Source organism: Acinetobacter sp. WCHAc060006 (assembly GCF_004209135.1).
Classification (GTDB): domain Bacteria; phylum Pseudomonadota; class Gammaproteobacteria; order Pseudomonadales; family Moraxellaceae; genus Acinetobacter; species Acinetobacter cumulans.
The window spans coordinates 61,173-82,257 of record NZ_SGSS01000009.1 but is presented as its reverse complement, the minus strand read 5'-3'; the positions used below and the strand labels follow the sequence as shown (position 1 = coordinate 82,257).

Here is a 21,085-nt window from a genome sequence, read left to right as displayed (position 1 = left end):
TGACTATATCAAACCTTGCATCATCTGCCTATGGGCTAAGCTTATGTTTCTTGTGTAAAGCATAGCCTAAATGATCAGTTTTTAACCAAATTTAGTATTTTTTTTAGGTCACAGTAATTGTATGAATTCTACACAGCAATGGCAAAGCGTCACTTGGTTTGAAGTGGATGAGCATCAAGCGGGACAGCGCATTGATAATTTTCTATTTACCCGACTCAAAGGCGTACCTAAAAGTCGAATTTATCGTTTGATTCGTGAAAGCCAAGTGCGTGTAAATAAAAAACGCGTGAAAGCAGAAACTAAATTAAATATTGGCGATCAAGTTCGGGTTGCCCCAATTCGCTATGAACAAAAAGACGAATCAGCTGTACCTGTGTCAGATAAAGTGGCACAAAGTTTATTGGCGCGTGTGATTTACGAAGATGAAGGCTTAATGGTGGTAAATAAGCCATCAGGTATTGCTGTGCATGGCGGTAGTGGTGTGGCTTATGGCTTGATTGAAGGCTTACGTGCTGCTACAGGTAAAAAATATTTAGAGCTGATTCACCGTATTGACCGTGATACATCTGGTTTGGTGATGATTTCTAAAAAGCGTAGTGTATTGAAGACTTTACAAGATATGTTGCGCGAGCACAAAATTCAAAAGACCTATGCGGCTGTGGTCAAAGGCCAAGTGAGTTTAGATAAACAGTTGATTGATCAGCCACTACTTCGTTATGAATTGGCCAATGGCGAGCGTCGTGTACGCGTGTCTAAAGACGGTAAAGAATCGAAAACCCAGTGGAATGTTCAAGAACGCTTTATGCATGCAACTTTGGTGTACGCTTCGCCATTGTCTGGTCGTACCCATCAGATTCGTGTGCATGGTTTAAGTATTGGTCATCCATTGGTGGGTGATGATAAATACGGTCATGAAACTGACTATAAAGGTCCGAAACCACGTCGTTTATGCTTACATGCAATGCGCCTTGAAATTCCAGGTTATGCGACGATTGAGGCGCCATTACCTGAAGACATGCAAAGTTTAGTGGCGCAGCTGCGCGCACAGAAAGCGGATAAACCAGCTGCAACGCCTGAGGATTAATTTTTAAATTGTTGTCCTTTCTATAGCTCTGCGTTGTGTAAAATTGAGTTAGATCTCATTTCTCCCAAGCCTGCTCTACAAGGGGTAGGCACATGATTTGTTTTAAGCAGAATCAAATTTAGGAAAATTGTATGAAAAAACCAGTAGAACTGATCATTTTTGATTGGGATGGCACTTTATTTGATTCCGTTGGACAAATTGTGGCAAGTCTTATGTTTGCTGCCGAGCAGTATCAGCAACCGCTGACTGCTGAAGATGCAAAAAGCATTATTGGCCTAGGTTTACCAGAAGTTGCTCAGCGTTTATTTCCGAATGTACCTGAATTACATGAAGAGATTTTACAAAGCTATGCAACCCATTATGTCGCGAACTCAAAAGGTGATGCATGGTTTGCAGGCGTGTCTGAAATGCTACGTGATTTGAAAGATCAAGGTGTGCAATTGGCGGTTGCTACAGGGAAGAGTCGTAAAGGTTTAGACCGTGTGTTACATCAGACGCAAAGCGAAGATTTATTTGTTGCAACACGTGCTGCTAGTGAAACTAAATCCAAACCCGATCCGTTGATGTTGCAAGAAATCTTGCAGCAAACAGGTGTGGTTGCAGAGGCTGCAATTATGGTGGGGGATACCTCTTATGATTTGCAGATGGCGCAAAATATTCAGATGCCTCGAGTTGGGGTGCTATATGGTGTGCATGATCAGCAAGTACTGTCGCAATTTGCTCCACTGGCAATTGTGTCTGATGTGCGTAAATTGCATGATTTTCTTTTGGCACAAGTACAAGATATTGAACTGATTTAAGCTTTAACTGGCTTAAATAAAAAGAAATGGCGGGTGGCTAGTATCTAGCGAGTCCCGCCTTTTTTTATGCAATATTGGAAAAATTTGAAGCTTATATTGGTAGGCATAGTCTTAAAAAACAACAAATGATCTAGTCTTTTAGTCGTATATAGGGTGTTTATTTTCGATTGAGGGAAATTCATACACCCACTGTGATTTTGATTGCAGCTTATTGTTTAATCTTAAAGTTTTGTTTTTAAATAATAAATCCGAGTTAATTTATAGGAATTAGCTATTGTTAGAAATAAAATAAGTATTGGCACTTGAATAGCAAAATCCCGATTCTAAACCAGTTTATTCATATAAGCGTTCTCTGCTGAAGCACCTGCCAGACATGATTGTTGGTTAGGAAGGGTTGAGGTTCATTGACTTTACACATGAACTTTAAATTGACTTTTCACAGATGGCGCTGTAAGTCCCATTTTTGCAGTTTAAGGAAACATTGATGTCGAATTCTGCTGTTGTTGAGTCAGTTGCTTTAGCACTGCGAGAAGCTGAACTATCAAAAAAAGCGATTGCGCCAATCCGTCCACAACTTGGCGGTGAAAGTGCAGATGTTGATATTGCGTATGCAGTTCAGGAAGTAAATACTGCGCGCGCTTTAACAGAAGGTCGTCGTTTAACTGGCCGTAAAATTGGTTTGACTTCAAAAGTAGTTCAAGCACAGTTGGGCGTAGATCAGCCTGACTTTGGTATGTTATTTGCCGATATGGCGTATGGTGATGGCGAAGCGATCCCAGCGGGTCTTTTGATCCAGCCTAAAGTTGAAGCAGAAATCGCTTTAGTGATCAAAGCAGATTTAACGAAAGAAAAACACACTTACGCAGACATTATTAGTGCAACTGACTATGCACTTCCTGCGGTAGAAGTGGTTGATAGCCGTATCGAAAATTGGAAAATTTCATTGATTGATACCGTGGCTGATAATGCATCTTCAGCGGCTTATGTTTTAGGTTCACGCCCTGTGAAACTGGAAAACCTTGATCTTGTAAATTGCAAAATGACCATGACTCGCGCGGGCGAAGTGGTATCTCAAGGTGTTGGTAAAGCATGTCTTGCAAACCCACTTAATGCTGCAGTTTGGTTGGCAGATGAAATGGTACGCCGTGGTCGTCCACTTTTGGCAGGTGACATCATTTTGACTGGTGCACTTGGCCCAATGGTTGTGGCAAACGCGGGTGACGAATTCGTGGTTGAAATTGAAGGTTTTGGTTCTGTAACAGCTGCATTTGCTGCTGAATAAGACTTGGCCTGAGCAAAATTTTTAGAGAGTACGTTAATGAAAAAGATTAAATGTGCAATGATCGGTCCAGGTAATATTGGTACTGATTTGCTTTACAAACTTCAACGCAGCGAATGGTTAGAACCAGTATGGATGGTGGGTATTGACCCAACTTCTGAAGGTCTTGCACGTGCTGCAAAAATGGGTTTGAAAACCACTGCTGAAGGCGTAGATGGTTTACTTCCGCATATTATCGAAGACGACATCAAAATTGCATTTGATGCAACTTCAGCTTATGTACATGCTGAAAACAGCCGCAAGTTAAATGAGCTTGGCGTGTTAATGATTGACTTAACACCTGCTGCAATTGGTCCATTCTGCGTACCACCAGTGAACTTGAATGCTTTACTTGAATCAGGTGAAGTACCAAACGTAAACATGGTGACATGTGGTGGCCAAGCAACAATTCCAATGATTGCTGCGATTGCTAGCGTTCAGCCTGTGAACTATGGCGAAATCATTGCAACTGCTTCGACTAAGTCTATTGGTCCTGGTACACGTAAAAATATTGATGAATTTACCCGTACAACTGCAAGCGCAATTGAAAAAGTTGGCGGTGCAAAACAAGGTAAAGCCATCATTATTATTAACCCAGCTGAGCCACCAGTGTATATGCGCGATACAGTGCATTGCTTAGTTGAAGGTGAGCCTGATCAAGCTGCTATTACTGAAGCTGTTCATGCTATGCTTAAAGAAGTTCAAAAATATGTACCAGGTTACAAACTTGTAAATGGTCCTATTTTTGATGGCAACCGTGTTTCTATTTTCTTAGAAGTAGAAGGCCTAGGTGACTTCTTGCCTAAATATGCGGGTAACCTCGATATTATGACTGCAGCAGCTGCGCGTACTGCAGAAATGTTTGCAGAGCGTTTAATCGCATCACAAGTTGCTGAAGCTTAAGGAGCACATCATGTCTAAAGTGATTATTAATGATATGACGCTACGTGATGGTATGCACCCACAGCGCCATCAAACTACGGTTGAGCAAATGATTGCCATTTCGACTGCTTTAGATGAAGCAGGTGTACCTTTAATTGAGGTGACACATGGTGATGGTCTTGGTGGTAACTCAGTAAACTACGGTTTTGCTGCTGCAACAGATGAAGAATATTTATCTGCAGTTGTACCACGTATGAAAAATGCCAAAGTAACAGCATTATTGTTGCCTGGTATTGGTACGGTTGATCATTTGCACATGGCACATGAAATTGGCGTATCTACGATTCGTGTTGCAACGCACTCAACAGAAGCAGATTGCTCTGAACAGCACATCACTGCTGCACGTAAGTTGGGTATGGACACTGTTGGTTTCTTAATGATGGCGCACATGGCTTCTCCAGAGCGTTTATTAGAAGAAGCGAAAAAGATGGTGTCTTATGGCGCAAACTGTATCTATGTGACTGACTCTGCAGGTTATATGCTTCCGCAAGATGTTAAAGACCGTGTTGATGCTTTACGTCAAAACCTAGATTCAAACATCGAAATCGGTTTCCATGGTCACCATAACTTAGGTATGGGCGTGGCGAACACGGTTGCTGCTGTTGAAGCGGGCGCGATTCGTGTCGACTTGGCATCTGCAGGTTTGGGTGCTGGCGCGGGTAATACACCACTTGAGTTATTCGTGGCTGTTGCGAACCGTATGCAAATGGAAACTGGCGTTGACTTGTTTAAAGTGCAAGACATTGCTGAAGACCTTGTGATTCCAATGATGCACAACCCGATCCGTGCCGATCGTGATGCTGCAACATTAGGTTATGCAGGCGTTTACTCTTCATTCTTGTTATTTGCTAAACGCGCTGAAGCGAAATATGGCGTATCAGCACGTGAAATTCTTATTGAGCTTGGTCGTCGTGGTACGGTTGGTGGTCAAGAAGACATGATCGAAGATTTAGCTTTAACAATGTCTAAAGCACGTGAATTACAAGCTTAATATTACTTAAGCAAAGTTCACTAAAAAGCACTCCATTTGGGGTGCTTTTTTTGTTTATCGCACATGAATTTTAGACAAGAGGCTGATGTTGTCGATTGGCCGATGATGTTGTTAAAAAGAGATTTTGCATGTCATAACAGCGTCATTGTGTGCTGAAACAATTCAACTTAATAAAACTGTTGAAAAATATGTTATTTTTTTGATCTAAACATTTGAAATTAATAGTTTTAATATATTATATTATTTGTTTTAAATATAAGTTTGGGGGCGAGATTAGGCCTCTGTTTTAAGGTGTTAAACTTAAAAGCAATAAGTAGCGTGTAGAACTTAATTAAAAACTTTAAAAAATAATTTTAACCATGATAAAACATTTACTTATTTAAACCACATGATAAATAAAGTGGAAAACAGTTATTGCTGAAAACTCTAAACAAAATCAGTCAAAATTACGCAATGAATCAGGATGAGATATTCATCGAAAAAACTTAATACTGTGGTCTGATTTCTCAAACTCGCATTGTTCAGCATGATAGCACCATAGCTTAATTTGATGATTTAGGAAGAGAGCCATGCGTCGTCAAAACTTATGGATAGCAATGCTTGCTGCGACAGCAACTTTAGGGACAACTGCATCTCATGCAGACTTTATTGGCGACAGTCAGGTTCAATTGAAATTTAAAAATTTCTATTTAGACCGTCAAATTGAAGATACGCCAAACAAAAACTGGGGTTCATGGAGTCAAGGCATCACACTGGATGCCAAATCAGGTTACCAAGATATTGGTGGTGGTGTTCAAGTAGGTGCAGACCTTTTGGTACAACATGCCTTTAAACTCAATGGCCGTGATGCAAATGCAGACTTCATTTTGCCGCATGATGGTAAAGAGTCGAAAGATGAGTTTGGCAAAGTTGGTGCGACCTTAAAAGCTAAAGTAGCTAAAACAGAGTTGAAAGTGGGTGAGTTGTTACCCGTTTCTCCAGTTTTGGTATTCGACCCATCGCGTCAACTACTTACAACATTTAGTGGTGCATGGTTAGAATCGAAAGACATTAAAGACACTAAATTGACTTTGGCTTATATTGACGGCATTAATAACCGTTATGATAACCAATTCCGTGATTTGACGATGTTTGCACCAGGTAAAGTTTTGCCAAATGGTCAAGTGGGTCATTTTGATTTAGGGCCTACTTCTGACGGCATGTATATTGCGGGTGTTGACCATCAGTTTACACCTGAAATTGGCGGGAGCTACTGGTATGCCGATGTGCAAGATATTTATCGTCAAAACTATGTTGGCCTAAACTACAAAACGAAATTAGGTGAAAAAGCGAAATTTGATAGCCATATTCGTTATTTTGACAATGCAGATTCAGGCAATAGCTTATACGGATCGATTGATAATCAAGCATTATCAATAGGTGCAAAAGTGAATTATGGTTCACATACAGTCGGCTTGGGCTACCAACAAATGTTTGGTGATAATGCTTTCCCTACATTGGGTGGCTGGGTGCCACAGCCGTACTTAGTGAACTGGGGTGTAGCAACATTTACTGCGAAAAATGAAAAATCATTAGGCTTAACTTATGCTTATGACTTCTCAGAAATGGGCGCTAAAGGTTTAAATGCGACTGCGGTTTACATGATGGGCCAAGATGCTGAGACCAATGGAAAGAAAGATCAGAAATCTGATGAGCTGAATTTAATTGTGAATTACACCGTGCCAGAAGGTAAGTTGAAGGGTTTAGGTTTCCAAGCAATGTATATTGATGCGAACTTTGACTATAAGTCAGACCTAGAGGAATACCGTGTAGCAACAACTTATACCTATAAGTTCTAATTTGTAGGTTTAAAAACAAAGGGTAATCCAAATTGGGTTGCCCTTTTTTTATGCATCCATATTCCAGTGGAAAATACCCGATGCTTTTTAGGGAAATGAAATAAAAATAAGTCATTAAAAACAAATATTTAAATTATATTAATTTTATTGTTTATGATCGTAATTTTGTATCAGTAGCTACGCGGATAGCGGGTAATATGCAATGGTAAAACTCAAAATATTTAATTCATTGGCGTTTAAATCCGGATGTGATTGAAACGCAAGTACGACGCTGTACGAGGAGTATGTATGAGCACAGTTCAAATCCCTGAATACACGACAGATTCATTCTTTGGTTTAGAAGATAAATGGATTGAAACTGCTGAAGGCGAATTAACCCATTACCACGAAATTGGTGAAGGTACGCCGATTCTATTTTTACACGGTTCTGGTACTGGCGTATCTGCAGCTGCGAACTGGTGGTTAAACCTACCGCAAATTGGTGAGCAAGCACGTTGTATCGCAATTGATACCATTGGTTACGGCCAAACAGTAGTTGCACCAAATACAGCTTATGGTATTCGTGCTTGGGTAGACCATGCAGTGCGTACTTTAGATGCACTTGGCATTGAAAAAACTTGGTTGGTAGGTAACTCACTAGGTGGTTGGTTAGCATTCCAAATGGCGCTTGATTATCCTGAGCGTGTATTGGGTATCGTATCGATGGGTACGGGCGGTGCGAAACAAACTGCAGCGCTTAAAGCACATGCAAACCCTGTATTAACAGAAGAAGGCATCAAGAAAACTTTGTCTATGTTCGTTGTGAACAAAGACCTAATCACTGATGAATTGGTAAAAGTACGTTTTGCATCTGCTGCAAATGACTATGCATCAAACCGTTTGATGGACGTTGTTGGCGCACGTGACCGTGATCGTTTCGAATTCCCATTAGATTTCGAAAAAATGAAAGACATCACTGTCCCTGTACTTTTGATTCACGGTACACAAGACGTGGTGATCCCAGTTTCACGTACTTGGGACATCTTAAATATTGTGCCAAATGCTGATGCGCACATTTTCAGTCAATGTGGTCACTGGTCACAAGTTGAAAAATCGGCAGAATTTAACACAGTAATTAAAAACTACTTAGCAGTACATGGCGTGAAATAAGCCGTAACTGGATAAAAAAGAGTGCTTCGGCACTCTTTTTTTTTCAGCGGATGCTTTTAAAAAGAACATTATTTGTTACATTTAGGGTGCTTGGCATCGTTAAATGAGGGCTTGTTTGTATAACTTCGCTAAGAAAAAGGTCGTATTTATGGGTTGGATCTTAAACCAGCGTATTAGACTTAAGTTGTAATTTGACTAAAAAAGCCTAGGTTTATAGATATGGAAACATTTTCTTATAAGTTATTTCCCATAAAGAGTAGATGTTTTATACATAAAAAGAGTAAGACTTAAGTCTAGTTTGGGTAAAAAGTGGGCAAAACCAGTCAAAAAAAAGCACCACTATTCATTTAAGAAATAATGGTGCTATATTTTTTAGTAAAAAGATATTAAAAATTAATTTTGTTCGCGGGCAATATCTAAATAAAACACGCGTGTGAGCAGTTCCATAAATTTGTTTACCGCAATAGATTCGCTATTTTTACGCCAGCTGACATACAAATCAAGATACGGCAGTTCGATGTCCAAAGGACGAATAACCGTATTGTTCATGGTCAGTGGTGCAATGTAGCCAGGTAAGATTGTACAGCCCAATCCCATGCCAATTGAGTTGATATTAAACAAAATATTATCGGCTTTTTGCACAATATTAAATTCAATATTATTGGCTTTGGCAAAGTCTAAAATGGCTGTATGTAGGGTCAGTGATTGCTCTGCGGCAGGAATAATAAAATCTATGCCATTCAGTGCTTTAACTGGAATTCGATCATATTTTACCAAAGGATGATCTTTAGGCAAAATGAAAATAAGAGGCTCACGCAATACGAACTGACTTTCAATTTCGTCGCTATTGAAATTATGACGGGTAAAAGTGATGTCTAGTTCACCTTTTTTCAATAATTTCATTTGCTCAACGTTGTTTAGGCTGAGTAATTCAATTTTGAGGTCAGGGTTTTGTACACGTAGGTTGGGCAGTACATACGGAAAGATTTTCATCTCTGCCACAGGGACAAAGCCAATACGGAGCATTTGTTGTTTGGCTTGTGAAACCTGACGTGCCATTGCAATGGCTTTGTCTGCTTGTGCCAAAGTTAAGCGAGCTTGTTCTAAGAACACGGCGCCTTCTTCAGTCAGCTCTACTTTACGCTTCGTGCGGTGTAGGAGTTGTACACCGACGTCTTCTTCAAGGTCTTTAATCTGTTGGCTTAGCGATGGCTGAGCTGTATAAAGTTTGAGTGCTGCCTTACTGAAGTTTAATTCTTCAGCAACGGTTATAAAATAGCGAAGGTGTCGTAATTCCATATATCTAGCCTAGGAGTAATCCAAAAAATGTCTTACTATGAGTTCAAGTCAGTATAATCTATAAACAACTATGTCGTGAAGTTGATTTTGCCATTTAGAAAATAAATGGCCTTGGCGGGTTTTATTGAAAGCGTATATCAAAAATATCTATTCTAATAATTGGTGAAAGCTCTTAATTAAAACAAAAAAAATATTTCCGCAAAACTCAGTGAAAATCCATCATCGTCGGAAAGTTGAGTCTATTTGTTTTGTGACCTAAGTGGCCACAGGAGAGCTTTTCATGAGTGGAAAAATTGATGTGCGCGAAATCGACGCTTTAGTCGACGCACAAAATGGACGTATTACACCATCTATTTATACTGATCCAGATATTTACGAATTAGAACTAGAACGTGTCTTCGGTCGTACATGGTTGTTCTTTTGCCATGAAAGCCAAATTCCTAAGGCTGGGGATTTCTTCAACACCTACATGGGTGAAGATCCAATTATTGTTGCACGTCAAAAAGACGGTTCAATCAAAGCATTCTTAAACCAATGCCGTCACCGTTCTATGCGCGTAAGCTTCGCAGACTGTGGTAACACACGTGCGTTCACTTGCCCATACCACGGCTGGTCATACGGTATTGACGGTTCACTTAAAGACATCCCACTTGAAGACCGTGCTTTCCCGCATGGCGCTTGTAAAGAGCAATGGGGTCTGGTTGAAGTTACCCGTGTTAAATCATACAAAGGCTTAGTATTCGCATGTTGGGATGAAACAACACCTGACCTAGAAGAATACATGGGCGATATCGCTTGGTACTTAGATGGCGTTTTAGACCGTCGTCCAGGTGGTACAGAAATTATTGGTGGTGTACACAAGTGGGAAATCGAGTGTAACTGGAAATTTGCAGCTGAACAGTTTGCATCTGACCAATACCACGCATTGTTCTCTCACGCATCTGCAATTCAAGTACTTGGCGCGAAACCAGACGACGAAGCTTCTAAGAAATTAGGCGCTGCGCAAACTGCACGTCCAGTTTGGGAAACTGCGAAAGACGCGATCCAATACGGTTCACGCGGTCATGGTTCAGGTTTCTTCTTTACAGAAAAGCCAGATGCTAACGTATGGGTAGACGGTGAAGTTGCAAACTACTTCCGTGAAACTTATGAAGAAGTTAAAGAGCGTTTAGGTGAAGTACGTGCATTACGTCTTGCAGGTCATAACACCATGTTCCCAACATTGTCTTGGTTAAACGGTACTGCAACACTTCGCGTATGGCACCCACGTGGTCCAAACAAAACTGAAGTTTGGGCATTCTGTATTGCAGACGCTGAAGCATCACAAGAAGTGAAAGAAGCATTTGAACGTTCTGCAACACGTGCATTTGGTCCAGCTGGTTTCCTAGAGCAAGATGACTCTGAGAACTGGATTGAGATTCAAAAAGTTTTACGTGGTTATAAAGCGCGTCAAAACAAACTCATTATGGAAATGGGTAAAGGCAACGAGAAAGTACGTGAAGACGGCATTCCAGGCATTACCAACTACATTTTCTCAGAAACTGCAGCACGTGGTATGTACCGTCGTTGGGCAGATCTATTGATTCATGAAAAATGGGAAGACGTTGAAGCTGCGGCTGACGAATATGAGAAGGAGCTTATGAAATGAGTCAAGTGAGTTTAGAACTTCATCATCAAATTAGTCAGTTCCTTTTCCGTGAAGCAAAATTGCTTGACGATTGGAAATTCCGCGATTGGTTAGATACGCTAAGTGAAGATATTTCTTACACTTTGCGTACAACGCCAAACGCACAAACCCGTGACCGTCGTCGTTCAGTTGAACCACCAACAACTTGGGTGTTCAATGATACGAAAGATCTTTTAGAGCGTCGTGTCGCTCGTCTTGAGACAGGTATGGCTTGGGCTGAAGAGCCTCCTTCACGTACTACACACATGGTGTCTAACGTGATTGTTGAAGCAACTGAGGTTGAAGGCGAGTACGACGTGTACGTAACATATTTGTTATACCGTACGCAAAAAGAGAAAGACGTCGTTATTTACTGTGGTAAACGTCATGACAAGATCCGTAAAGTTGAAGGTGGCCTAGGCTTCCAAATCTTCAACCGTAAGATCATGCTTGACCAAGTTACTTACAGCTCACATAACCTGAGTGTGTTCTTCTAATGAATAAGATTTTTGTTTGCCAAGTTGATGAATTAGACGAAGGCGAAGCATTGAAAGTGGATTGTGGCGTAAACGGTATCGAAGCGCTTGCTGTATTTAACAATGGCGGAGAATTCTTCGCGATGAACGATAAATGCAGCCATGGTAACGCTTCTATGTCAGAAGGTTACCTTGAAGATGACGGTACTGTTGAATGTCCATTACATTCAGCGCGTTTCTGTTTAAAAACAGGTGAAGCATTGTGTCTACCAGCAACTGATCCAATTAAAACATTCCCAGTGATTGTTGAAGATGGTCAATTGTTTGTAGAAATGGCAGGAGAGTAAGCATGGGTTGGCTACAAGGCGAAGTTGCACTTATTACTGGTGGTGGTTCTGGTTTAGGCTGGGCTTTGGTTGAACGTTTCTTAGAAGAAGGTGCACAAGTAGCCGTTCTTCAACGTTCAAAGGCAAAAGTGGATGCATTGAATGAGCACTTTGGTGGTAAGGTTCTTGCAATTGAAGGTGATGTAGCCAGCTATGCAGATAACGTTCGTGCAGTTCAAGCAACTGTAGAGCGTTTCGGTAAACTCGACTGTTTCGTAGGTAATGCCGGTATCTGGGATCACTATGCAGATATCGTCAATACTTCTGGCGAGCAGCTAGAAAAAGCCTTTGATGAGATTATGGGTATTAACACCAAATCGCTCATCTTAGGTGCAAAGGCTGCGCTTGATGCATTGATCGCTTCTGAAGGTTCTATCATATTTACTTTGTCTAATTCGGCACTGTACTCCGCTGGCGGAGGCCCTGTATATACTGCATCTAAGCATGCTGGTGTGGGTATTATGAAAGAATTAGCCTATGAACTTGCGCCTAAAGTACGAGTGAACGCTGTTGCACCATCAGGTATGAATGTGAATATCAAAGGTGCTGCATCTTTGGGTCAAGAAAACCTTGGCTTATTAGATGCACGTGATCCTGAGAAAATCGCACGTGGTATGCCACTGAATTTCTTACCTGAACCGGAAGAAATGACAGGTTCTTATGTGCTCTTGGCATCTCGTCAAAATAACCGTCCGCTGACTGGTGTTCTGATTAATGCAGAATGCGGTCTTGGTATTCGCGGCTTACGTCAGCCACGTGCGGGATTCTTTGACGAATAAAAATCTAGTCTTAAATGGACTTATCGGCAGCTAACCATTAGCTGCCTTCCTTTTTGGAGTCTCTCATGGCCGTTAAACTTATTTGTGCATCGCACAGTCCTTTGATGGAATTTGCTTCACCGCAAGATCAAGCGCAAGAACAAAAAGTCCGTTCTGCATTTGAAACACTTTCTGCTGAAGTAAAAGCTTACGACCCAACCCTAATCATCACGTTTGGTCCAGACCATTTTAATGGTTTCTTCTATGACCTTATGCCAAGTTTCTGCGTGGGTATTCGTGCCAAAGCAGCAGGCGACTGGGATTATGGTAAAGACAATGACCACATTGATGTACCTGAAGACAAAGCTTTGGCTATGGTTCGCCGTGTACTTGATGAAGGTGTTGACGTTGCGTACTCATACCGTATGCAAGCGGATCATGGTGTGACTCAGCCATTACATTTCTTATGTGAAGGCAAACTTGATCGTTACCCAACGATTCCAGTATTTATTAATGGCGCTGCAGCACCAATGCCAACCACAAAGCGTACGATCGCTTTGGGCCGTGCTGTAGGTCAGTTTATCAAGTCTTTAAACCTTGAAAACGAGCGTGTTCTTGTATTGGGTACAGGTGGCCTTTCACACGATCCGCCTACACCGCAAATGGGTTCTGTACCGCCAGAAGTGGAAGAGTTCCTAATTGCAGGCCGTAACCCAACGGAAGAGGCACGTAATGCACGTCAAGCGAAGATTATTGCTGTAGGTCAAAAATTGGCTGCGGGTGATACTTCTGTTGCTGTGCCATTGAGTCCTGAGTGGGATATCGCATTGCTTGAGAAATTCAAGAATGCTGATTTCGCTGCAATGGAAGCAATGAAAGAAGATGAAATCCGTCGTGACGGTGGCCGTGGTGGTCAAGAAGTTCGTTCTTGGATGGCAGCATTTGCAGCCCTTCACGAAATCGGTGAGTACGAAATGACGACTCACTGTTATGAAGATATTAGCGAGTGGATTGCGGGCTTCGGCATCGTATCTGCAGAGTTAAAGGGTTAAGAGATATGAGCAATATTGAAACCGTTGTAATCGTAGGTGCTGGTCAAGCAGGTGCGAGCGCGATTTTAGAACTTCGTGGGAACAAATACGAAGGCAAAATCATTTTAATTGGTGATGAAACGCATCTTCCTTATGAGCGTCCGCCATTATCAAAAGACGTGATTCTAAAACCTGAAGAAACCAAAATCGAAATTTTGTCAGAAGAAAAACTGACTGATCTTGGTGTAGAGACAATTCGCGGCAATGGCGTTGTGAAAATCAATGCAGACGCGAAGACTGTTGAACTTCAAAACGGTGACCTTGTTGCTTATGATAAGTTGCTTCTAGCGACTGGCGGTGCTGCGCGTCGTTTACCAAACTTTGATGCGTTGGGTAAACACGTTTATACACTGCGTAACCTTGAAGATTCACAAGCGCTAGTTCCAGTATTACAAGCTGGCCGTCGTATTATTTTGATCGGTGGCGGTGTAATTGGTTTAGAGCTTGCTTCATCTGCACGTTTCAAAGACTGTATCGTTACAGTGATTGAAATGGGTCCAATGGTGATGGGTCGTTCATCTCCACGTGTATTGAGCGAATTCTTATTGGCACAGCAGCGCCTTGCTGGTGTTGATGTACGCCTTGAAACTTCAATTGCAGATTGCAAATTGGATGGCGAAGAAATCGTTGTGACTTTAGGCAGTGGTGAAGAGCTTCGTGCCGATGCAGTGGTTTACGGTATTGGTATCGTGCCAAATGCACAGCTTGCGACTGAAGCTGGTTTAGACGTTGACCTTGCAATCAAAGTCAACGAAAACTGCCAAACTTCAAATGCTGACATTTATGCAGCAGGTGATGTTGCAACTCAGCTTCGTGACTGCGGTAACCACCGCCGTGTGGAAACTTGGGAAAATGCCAACCTTCAAGCAGGCATCTTCGCACGTCATGTGATGGGTGTTGAGCATCCTACACCAAACCCAGCTTGGTTCTGGACTGACCAGTTAGACATCAACTATCAATTTGTTGGTGATATGGCTGCGGCTGAATGGCTTGTTCGCGGTGAAATCAATGCGGAACAACGCGCGGAATCTTCTTTCGTGTTGTTCGGTGTGACTGACGGTGTGATCGTTGGCGGTATTACTGTAAATGCAGCGAAAGAAATGCGTCATCTTAAAAAGTTGATCAGCAAGAATGCAGCTTTTGAAGCTGATAAATATTTAGATCTAAGCCAAGATCTTCGTAAACTCGTGAAATAACCTTTGCGTTATTAATGAGTTTACAAAAGGGCAGACCTTGGGCAACCTAGGTCTGCTTTTTTATGGCTATATTTTTTGATGATTGAGGCATGACCGCAATTTGCATTTTAATTTTTAATGGCATTGAGTAGGTATGTCTTACTTTTCAATGATGATGAGAATATCAAAACCTCAAATTTTGTGTCATGGGTAACTGCTCACGCGCAGGTGAAGCCTCACTTTTGAGAGATCAAAAGTGACAAAAATCTTTCGATAAGCTGAAGATATATCCCTATATCTCAGCTTATCGGCGGCATCCATGCCGCCACGCGGAATAGATTTTGGGTGGATTTTCTGTGCTGCAATGCTTCTGAATTTATATTGCGATAGAACCATTTATGAACTCTAATTCCTCTCCCATGATTGTCACGGCAAGTATTTATGCTTTGCTGGTGTTGATTTGGGCAGCGACGCCGCTTGCAATTGTATGGAGTGTGGCAGAAGTGCATCCAATGTGGGTGCTGATCATTCGTTACTTTGGCGCATGTGTCATTGCTTTGGTTATTTTAGCGGTCATGCGTAATCCGCTGCCTTTTGACAAAGTATCGCTACAGAGTTACGTAGCAGGCAGTCTAAATTTGATTGGCGCGCAGCTGTTTATTTATTTGGCTGCCAATTATTTGACCTCTGGCTTGATGGCGCTGATTTTTGGTTTCTCACCGCTCATTGCAGGCCTGATTGGGCATGTGATTTTAAAAACGCATAAACTGGTGTGGTTACAGTGGCTGGGCATGGCGGTTGCCGTCGGTGGCTTGAGTTTTGTCTTTTTAGATTCTGCCGACAGCAAGGTCAATCCGTGGGGCGTGGTATTGATGCTGATCAGTATGGTGTCATACATCAGTTCGATTTTTTGGGTGAAACAAATTAATGCACCTTTGAAGCCGATGTCACAGGCGACAGGTTCACTTATGGTATCTGCACTGGGTTCATTACTGCTGATTCCATTTATTTGGCAGCATTTTCCAACCGAAATACCAAGTAGTAATGCCATCATTGGTTTCTTGTTTACCATGATTTTGTCATCTATTGTGGCAATGCTGTGCTACTTCTGGCTGATCAAACGCCTAGCGGCTTCAACCGTGTCTTTAAGTAATGTGATGACGCCAATTATTGCACTGGTATTAGGCGCAACATTAAATAGCGAACACATTAGTGCTAATGCTGTACTGGGGATTGCTGTGGTGATGTTTGGTATTGTGCTGTATTTTTGGAAAGAGTGGCGCGAGCAGTATTTTGCCAAATAATATACGGTGGTGAAGGAAAGGGAGTCTGAGACTTCCTTTTTTTATGTCTCTTTTGATGTTTGGGTGAAAAATGTTCCATGTGGAACACCTACGATGTGTGTTTGATCTTTGTCCTTGTTGAAAGAACTTAAAAGTTGATCATGTTGCAAAGTCTAGACGCATAAATTCAACAGAATTTACATAAAATTATGGCACTCTTTATTAGCGTACAATGGCAGTTGATCGATTCAACGTAGACAAAGGTCCTGTAGGTGGTTGAAATTCGCTACTTTCGGTGTCACTGTAGGGGTTGAACTCGTCAGAGTTGGCATATTTAACATTGAAGAACTCGAAATATTCATGAAGCAAGATTTAGAACATAAAAATTTCCAGTTACCTGCAGCGCGTTGTTTGTCGCATACTTGGCAGCAACCTGTATTTGATTTTCTTGCATCAAATCATTTTAATGGCACGCATTTTTTAAATGCTTTGCGTCCGCCTGAAGCACATAAGCGCTCAAATTTTATTAAATGGATGTTAAAGCGACGTAGCTCAACATGGAAGGTCGATCGTAAGCGTGAATATGCGACCTTTGAGCAAGCGTCACGCTCTTTACCTCAAAATAGGCCAAATGCACGCTTAGATGATTGGCAGGTGTGGTTTGTAGGGCATGCAACCGTGCTCATTCAAATTGGCCCTTATAACTTGTTGACAGACCCTGTGTGGGCTGAATATGCAGGTCCGAAACAGGGCAGTGGACCACGTCGGGTTTGTCCTGCTGGGATTGCTTTAGAAGAACTGCCAGAAATTCATGCTGTTTTACTGAGTCATAATCATTATGATCACATGGACATTGCCAGTTTAAATTGGTTACATGAACGCTTTGCCATGCCAATTTATACAGGTTTGGGCAATGGTTATTATTTGCCAGAGCATTTCCAAGTCTATGAAATGGATTGGTGGCAGTCGGCATTATTGGGTGATTTAAAATTTGTATATACCCCAGCTCAGCATGGTTCAGGGCGTGGTCTGCGCGATCAGAACCGTGCATTGTGGGGTGGTTTTTCGGTGTTAAATGGGCAGGACCATTGCTTTTTTGCCGGTGACACAGGCTATTCACTACATTTTAAAGACATCTTTGCCAAATATGGCGCGCCACGGATAGCATTGTTGCCAATTGGTGCATACGAGCCACGTTTGCTGATGCGTTATTTGCACATGAATCCTGATGAAGCATTTCAAGCGCATAAAGACTTACATGCCAAATGTTCTTTGGCGATTCATTACCGTACTTTCCAGCTGACAGATGAGAGCCGTGAGCAACCAGAAGACGACTTACAAAAAGCACGTCAGAAATCTTCTAAGTTGATGAATCCGTTTATTTGCATCCGTGAAGGAAAACGCTTAACGGTTTAAGTCTGTATTTTTCGCATCTTGAATGAGCGCAATGGCAATCATCGAAAGTGTTGCCATTGCTAGGTTCATCACCAATGGATTAAAAGCCTGCAAAAAGTAACTTGGATCGAGCCATACAATTAATCCGCTTAAAAGTAGCATCGTCAGTAAATTGAGTGCATGTAAGCACAAACTTTTTCTCAAGATAAAAAACAACAGCCCAAATATAATTTCAGCACAACCTGACATTTGCATGAGTATGACCGCATGATCTGCAGTGACGCCTTGCAGTGCCCAAATACGTAATTCATCTGGAGCTTGTACTAAAATTTTAGGCACCAAGCCCTGATAGATCCATAAAGTCGCTAGCGTGGCATGAATGCCTAGCAGAATGTGTCGATGTAGTTTAGTCATGGATGGCATATTCTAAAAAATGCTGTTGGTTGTCTGTGGATGGCAACATGCAATAGTCGGTTGTACCAAACAATTGATAGCGATTCAGTGCGACACGCCGATATAAAAAATCACGGATGAATTGAGGAACCACATAGCCTGCACTGAGTAGCGAATAGGGCATGCCTAGGTGCTGCATGACTTTGAGCAAAGCTGTAGATTCGAGATAGCGTTGTCCATTGAAAATAACCACCATCGTGGTGTAATCCACTGTCGACATTGCATAATATTTTAAAATCGCTTCCCCAAGAGGCGATTGGACAGAAGCCAATTTAAATTTTTGCTGCGTATCATTTTGAATTAAAAACTTGGCCCAGCCATTACAAAGTACGCAAATTGCATCGAATAAAATAATGTTATGTTGCTGGATAATCTTTTCAATATTGTATTGCATCGCAGAGCACCTTTTTATCATTTTATACTTGAATATCAATAGTTTTATTTTAAAGAAAACTAGAAATATGATGATTTTGGGGAATCAATTTTTTGATTTTTTTTTAAAAATTTCTAATATGGCTTATATAAATAATATTGCAAAATAACCATCAGTGTTGAATTTTAAATATATGCAGAAATCTAAATCTATGAAAAACAAAAATTCATTTATTTTTAATGTCTTAAATTGAATAAAACGATTGTTTTTATTCGTAAAACTCACTTCATATTGTCACCTAAAAAGGTTAAGTTAAAACTGGAATTAAAGATTTATACGGTTCGAAACATTACTTCATAATTATTTGGAGCTTTACAATGACACAGAATACGCAAGGCAAGTGCCCATTTCACCAATCAGGTGCACAGACCACGCAAGATACGACAAATAATGCATTTTGGTGGCCGAATGCCTTAAACCTTGACATTCTTTCGCAGCACGATAAGAAAACCAATCCTTTAGATCCTGACTTTAACTATGCGGAAGCTTTCAAATCACTTGATCTTGAAGCGGTAAAAGCAGACCTCCGCGATTTAATTAACAGCAGCCAAGAATGGTGGCCTTCAGATTACGGCAGCTATATTGGTATGTTTGTCCGTACAGCGTGGCACTTAGCGGGTTCTTACCGTAAGCAAGATGGTCGTGGCGGTGCGAACACAGGTAACCAACGTTTTGCGCCACTCAACAGTTGGCCTGATAACGTCAACACAGACAAAGGCCGCCGCTTACTTTGGCCAATCAAGCGTAAATACGGTAACAAAATCTCTTGGGGTGATTTAATCGTTTTGGCTGGTACGGTTGCATACGACGTTGCGGGCTTAAAAACTTTTGGTTTTGGTGGCGGACGTGAAGACATTTGGCACCCAGAAAAAGACATTTACTGGGGCGAAGAAAAACAATGGTTAGCGCCAACTGAAAACCGTTATGGCGATGATGACAACCGTGAATCACTAGAAAACCCATTGGCTGCAGTGCAAATGGGATTGATCTACGTGAACCCTGAAGGTGTAGATGGTGTTCAAGATCCGCTGCGTACCGCGCAAGATATGCGTGTCACTTTCGACCGTATGGGTATGGATGACGAAGAAACTGTAGCTTTAACCGTAGGTGGTCATACAGTTGGTAAAGCACATGGTAATGGTAAAGCTGAAAATTTAGGTGCAGATGTTGAAGGCGCGGACGTTGAATTCCAAGGTCTAGGCTGGCACAACTCTGAAGGCACAGGCAATGGTGCAAATACCATGGTCAGCGGTTTAGAAGGTGCTTGGACAACGCATCCTGACAAATGGGATAACGAATTCCTTTATTTACTGTTCACTTATGAGTGGGAAAAAACACTCAGCCCAGCAGGCGCGAAACAATGGGAACCGATCAACATCAAAGAAGAAGATAAACCTGTTGATGCGCACAACCCGAATGTACGCCGTAACCCAATGATGACAGATGCCGATATGGCGCTGAAATTTGACCCTGCTTACCGTGCGATTGCAGAGCGTTTCTACAACAACCCTGCAGAGCTTGATGATGCCTTTGCACGTGCTTGGTTCAAATTGACACACCGTGACATGGGCCCTAAATCTCGTTACTTAGGTGCTGATGTACCTGCTGAGGATTTAATCTGGCAAGATCCAATTCCTGCAGGTACAGCATTGTCTGATGCAGACGTTGCGGATTTGAAAGCTAAACTGTTAAACAGCGGTTTATCTGCTGCTGAACTCATCGCAACAGCATGGGACAGCGCACGTACTTACCGTGGTTCTGACTTCCGTGGCGGTGCAAATGGTGCACGTATCCGCTTAGCGCCACAAAAAGACTGGGAAGGCAACGAACCAGCGCGTTTAGCGAAAGTATTGGCGAAACTTGAAGAAATTAAAGCAGCTTCTGCGGCAAATGTAAGTATTGCAGACTTGATCGTATTGGGCGGTACAGCAGCAGTTGAAGCGGCAGCGAAAGCAGCAGGCGTAGACGTTGCAGTTCCGTTTACATCGGGTCGTGGTGATGCAACGCAAGAGCAAACTGATGCGTATTCATTTGCTGACCTTGAGCCTAAAGCAGACGGTTTCCGTAACTTTGTAAAAGCTGATTATGCTGTTCAGCCTGAAGAGCTGCTATTAGACCGTGCACAATTGCTTGGTTTAACTGCTCCTGAAATGACAGTGTTAATTGGTGGTTTACGTGTATTAGGCGCGAACTTCGGTGAGTCTAAAGCGGGTGTGTTCACAGACAATGTGGGTACATTAAGCAATGACTTCTTCGTGACATTGACGGACATGGCTTACAACTGGAAGCCGACAGGTAAGAACTCGTACAATATCGTAAGCCGTGCAACAGGTGAAACGAAATACACAGCGACTCGTGTAGACCTTGTATTTGGTTCTAACTCGATTTTACGTTCGTATGCAGAAGTGTATGCTCAAGATGACAACAAAGCGAAGTTTGTAAAAGACTTTGTTGCAGCTTGGACAAAAGTGATGAATGCAGACCGTTTTGATGTGAAGTAATTTGCATTGAGATGTAAAGAAACCGCCTGAAAAGGCGGTTTTTTTCT

The 21,085-nt window shown here is 41.8% G+C and carries 19 protein-coding genes; 16 read left to right on the top strand and 3 right to left on the bottom strand.

Translation table 11 applies throughout. From position 1 onward, the window contains the following. Window positions 1-121: 121 nt before the first annotated feature. From EXE29_RS07410 to EXE29_RS07380, 7 genes are all read left to right on the top strand, one after another. A complete protein-coding gene (locus EXE29_RS07410) occupies window positions 122-1,084 on the top strand; it encodes an RluA family pseudouridine synthase (protein ID WP_106985346.1) in 963 nt (320 codons plus the stop codon). A gap of 131 nt (window positions 1,085-1,215) precedes the next feature. After that, window positions 1,216-1,884 carry an HAD-IA family hydrolase gene (locus tag EXE29_RS07405; protein ID WP_106985347.1) on the top strand — a complete coding sequence of 223 codons (669 nt, stop codon included), beginning with the start codon at window positions 1,216-1,218 and terminating at the stop codon, window positions 1,882-1,884. A gap of 484 nt (window positions 1,885-2,368) precedes the next feature. Then, window positions 2,369-3,166 carry a 2-keto-4-pentenoate hydratase gene (locus tag EXE29_RS07400; RefSeq protein ID WP_106985348.1) on the top strand — a complete coding sequence of 266 codons (798 nt, stop codon included), beginning with the start codon at window positions 2,369-2,371 and terminating at the stop codon, window positions 3,164-3,166. 36 nt (window positions 3,167-3,202) lie between these two features. Next, a complete protein-coding gene (locus tag EXE29_RS07395) occupies window positions 3,203-4,105 on the top strand; it encodes an acetaldehyde dehydrogenase (acetylating) (protein ID WP_106985349.1) in 903 nt (300 codons plus the stop codon). A 10-nt stretch (window positions 4,106-4,115) separates the two neighbouring features. Next, window positions 4,116-5,135 (top strand): 4-hydroxy-2-oxovalerate aldolase, encoded by a 1,020-nt coding sequence (gene dmpG, locus EXE29_RS07390; RefSeq protein ID WP_120364346.1) that lies wholly within the window; start codon window positions 4,116-4,118, stop codon window positions 5,133-5,135. A gap of 569 nt (window positions 5,136-5,704) precedes the next feature. Next, window positions 5,705-6,973 carry an OprD family outer membrane porin gene (locus EXE29_RS07385; protein ID WP_120364347.1) on the top strand — a complete coding sequence of 423 codons (1,269 nt, stop codon included), beginning with the start codon at window positions 5,705-5,707 and terminating at the stop codon, window positions 6,971-6,973. A gap of 288 nt (window positions 6,974-7,261) precedes the next feature. Next, window positions 7,262-8,122, top strand: a complete 861-nt coding sequence (locus EXE29_RS07380; RefSeq protein ID WP_106985352.1) for an alpha/beta fold hydrolase — start codon at window positions 7,262-7,264, stop codon at window positions 8,120-8,122. A gap of 393 nt (window positions 8,123-8,515) precedes the next feature. On the opposite strand, the gene hcaR is transcribed toward EXE29_RS07380, so the two are convergent. Beyond that, window positions 8,516-9,421 carry a DNA-binding transcriptional regulator HcaR gene (gene hcaR, locus EXE29_RS07375; RefSeq protein WP_117006844.1) on the bottom strand — a complete coding sequence of 302 codons (906 nt, stop codon included), beginning with the start codon at window positions 9,419-9,421 and terminating at the stop codon, window positions 8,516-8,518. A 280-nt stretch (window positions 9,422-9,701) separates the two neighbouring features. On the opposite strand from hcaR, the gene hcaE reads away from it, so the two are divergent. The 8 genes from hcaE to EXE29_RS07335 all read left to right on the top strand — a co-directional run bounded on the left by hcaE (window position 9,702) and on the right by EXE29_RS07335 (window position 17,672). Then, entirely contained in the window at window positions 9,702-11,069 is a 1,368-nt protein-coding gene (hcaE, locus tag EXE29_RS07370; protein ID WP_120364348.1) for a 3-phenylpropionate/cinnamic acid dioxygenase subunit alpha, read from the top strand. Next, window positions 11,066-11,584: a 3-phenylpropionate/cinnamic acid dioxygenase subunit beta gene (gene hcaF, locus EXE29_RS07365; RefSeq protein ID WP_120364349.1), complete on the top strand. Its 519-nt coding sequence runs from the start codon at window positions 11,066-11,068 to the stop codon at window positions 11,582-11,584. Before hcaE ends, hcaF begins: the two co-directional genes overlap by 4 nt. Then, the gene (hcaC, locus tag EXE29_RS07360) at window positions 11,584-11,910 is read left to right on the top strand and encodes a 3-phenylpropionate/cinnamic acid dioxygenase ferredoxin subunit (RefSeq protein WP_004278517.1); all 327 of its coding nucleotides are present in this window, start codon (window positions 11,584-11,586) and stop codon (window positions 11,908-11,910) included. Before hcaF ends, hcaC begins: the two co-directional genes overlap by 1 nt. Window positions 11,911-11,912: 2 nt before the next feature. After that, window positions 11,913-12,728 (top strand): 3-phenylpropionate-dihydrodiol/cinnamic acid-dihydrodiol dehydrogenase, encoded by an 816-nt coding sequence (gene hcaB, locus EXE29_RS07355; protein WP_117006843.1) that lies wholly within the window; start codon window positions 11,913-11,915, stop codon window positions 12,726-12,728. Window positions 12,729-12,793: 65 nt separating this feature from the next. Next, window positions 12,794-13,759 carry a 3-carboxyethylcatechol 2,3-dioxygenase gene (locus tag EXE29_RS07350; protein WP_106985357.1) on the top strand — a complete coding sequence of 322 codons (966 nt, stop codon included), beginning with the start codon at window positions 12,794-12,796 and terminating at the stop codon, window positions 13,757-13,759. A gap of 5 nt (window positions 13,760-13,764) precedes the next feature. Further along, complete coding sequence (hcaD, locus tag EXE29_RS07345) at window positions 13,765-14,994, top strand: 3-phenylpropionate/cinnamic acid dioxygenase ferredoxin--NAD(+) reductase subunit (RefSeq protein WP_120364350.1); 1,230 nt, start codon at window positions 13,765-13,767, stop codon at window positions 14,992-14,994. 377 nt (window positions 14,995-15,371) lie between these two features. Then, window positions 15,372-16,277, top strand: coding sequence for a DMT family transporter (locus EXE29_RS07340; protein WP_120364351.1), 906 nt, complete (start codon window positions 15,372-15,374; stop codon window positions 16,275-16,277). Between the two features lie 339 nt (window positions 16,278-16,616). After that, window positions 16,617-17,672, top strand: a complete 1,056-nt coding sequence (locus EXE29_RS07335) for an MBL fold metallo-hydrolase (RefSeq protein ID WP_120364352.1) — start codon at window positions 16,617-16,619, stop codon at window positions 17,670-17,672. Here the strand turns inward: EXE29_RS07335 and EXE29_RS07330 are convergent. Together EXE29_RS07330 and EXE29_RS07325 are read right to left on the bottom strand one after the other, a co-directional pair. After that, window positions 17,661-18,065: a DoxX-like family protein gene (locus EXE29_RS07330; protein WP_120364353.1), complete on the bottom strand. Its 405-nt coding sequence runs from the start codon at window positions 18,063-18,065 to the stop codon at window positions 17,661-17,663. The genes EXE29_RS07335 and EXE29_RS07330 overlap by 12 nt on opposite strands. Further along, a complete protein-coding gene (locus EXE29_RS07325; RefSeq protein ID WP_106985363.1) occupies window positions 18,058-18,498 on the bottom strand; it encodes a thiol-disulfide oxidoreductase DCC family protein in 441 nt (146 codons plus the stop codon). The genes EXE29_RS07330 and EXE29_RS07325 overlap by 8 nt, the downstream gene beginning before the upstream one ends. Before the next feature lie 356 nt (window positions 18,499-18,854). On the opposite strand from EXE29_RS07325, the gene katG reads away from it, so the two are divergent. Then, complete coding sequence (katG, locus tag EXE29_RS07320; protein WP_120364354.1) at window positions 18,855-21,038, top strand: catalase/peroxidase HPI; 2,184 nt, start codon at window positions 18,855-18,857, stop codon at window positions 21,036-21,038. Window positions 21,039-21,085 lie beyond the last annotated feature (47 nt).

Coding starts and splice junctions, on each gene's coding strand:
- EXE29_RS07410 (WP_106985346.1), top strand. CDS start 122: ATGAATTCTACACAGCAATGGCAAAGCGTCACTTGGTTTGAAGTGGAT.
- EXE29_RS07405 (WP_106985347.1), top strand. CDS start 1,216: ATGAAAAAACCAGTAGAACTGATCATTTTTGATTGGGATGGCACTTTA.
- EXE29_RS07400 (WP_106985348.1), top strand. CDS start 2,369: ATGTCGAATTCTGCTGTTGTTGAGTCAGTTGCTTTAGCACTGCGAGAA.
- EXE29_RS07395 (WP_106985349.1), top strand. CDS start 3,203: ATGAAAAAGATTAAATGTGCAATGATCGGTCCAGGTAATATTGGTACT.
- dmpG (WP_120364346.1), top strand. CDS start 4,116: ATGTCTAAAGTGATTATTAATGATATGACGCTACGTGATGGTATGCAC.
- EXE29_RS07385 (WP_120364347.1), top strand. CDS start 5,705: ATGCGTCGTCAAAACTTATGGATAGCAATGCTTGCTGCGACAGCAACT.
- EXE29_RS07380 (WP_106985352.1), top strand. CDS start 7,262: ATGAGCACAGTTCAAATCCCTGAATACACGACAGATTCATTCTTTGGT.
- hcaR (WP_117006844.1), bottom strand. CDS start 9,421: ATGGAATTACGACACCTTCGCTATTTTATAACCGTTGCTGAAGAATTA.
- hcaE (WP_120364348.1), top strand. CDS start 9,702: ATGAGTGGAAAAATTGATGTGCGCGAAATCGACGCTTTAGTCGACGCA.
- hcaF (WP_120364349.1), top strand. CDS start 11,066: ATGAGTCAAGTGAGTTTAGAACTTCATCATCAAATTAGTCAGTTCCTT.
- hcaC (WP_004278517.1), top strand. CDS start 11,584: ATGAATAAGATTTTTGTTTGCCAAGTTGATGAATTAGACGAAGGCGAA.
- hcaB (WP_117006843.1), top strand. CDS start 11,913: ATGGGTTGGCTACAAGGCGAAGTTGCACTTATTACTGGTGGTGGTTCT.
- EXE29_RS07350 (WP_106985357.1), top strand. CDS start 12,794: ATGGCCGTTAAACTTATTTGTGCATCGCACAGTCCTTTGATGGAATTT.
- hcaD (WP_120364350.1), top strand. CDS start 13,765: ATGAGCAATATTGAAACCGTTGTAATCGTAGGTGCTGGTCAAGCAGGT.
- EXE29_RS07340 (WP_120364351.1), top strand. CDS start 15,372: ATGAACTCTAATTCCTCTCCCATGATTGTCACGGCAAGTATTTATGCT.
- EXE29_RS07335 (WP_120364352.1), top strand. CDS start 16,617: ATGAAGCAAGATTTAGAACATAAAAATTTCCAGTTACCTGCAGCGCGT.
- EXE29_RS07330 (WP_120364353.1), bottom strand. CDS start 18,065: ATGACTAAACTACATCGACACATTCTGCTAGGCATTCATGCCACGCTA.
- EXE29_RS07325 (WP_106985363.1), bottom strand. CDS start 18,498: ATGCAATACAATATTGAAAAGATTATCCAGCAACATAACATTATTTTA.
- katG (WP_120364354.1), top strand. CDS start 18,855: ATGACACAGAATACGCAAGGCAAGTGCCCATTTCACCAATCAGGTGCA.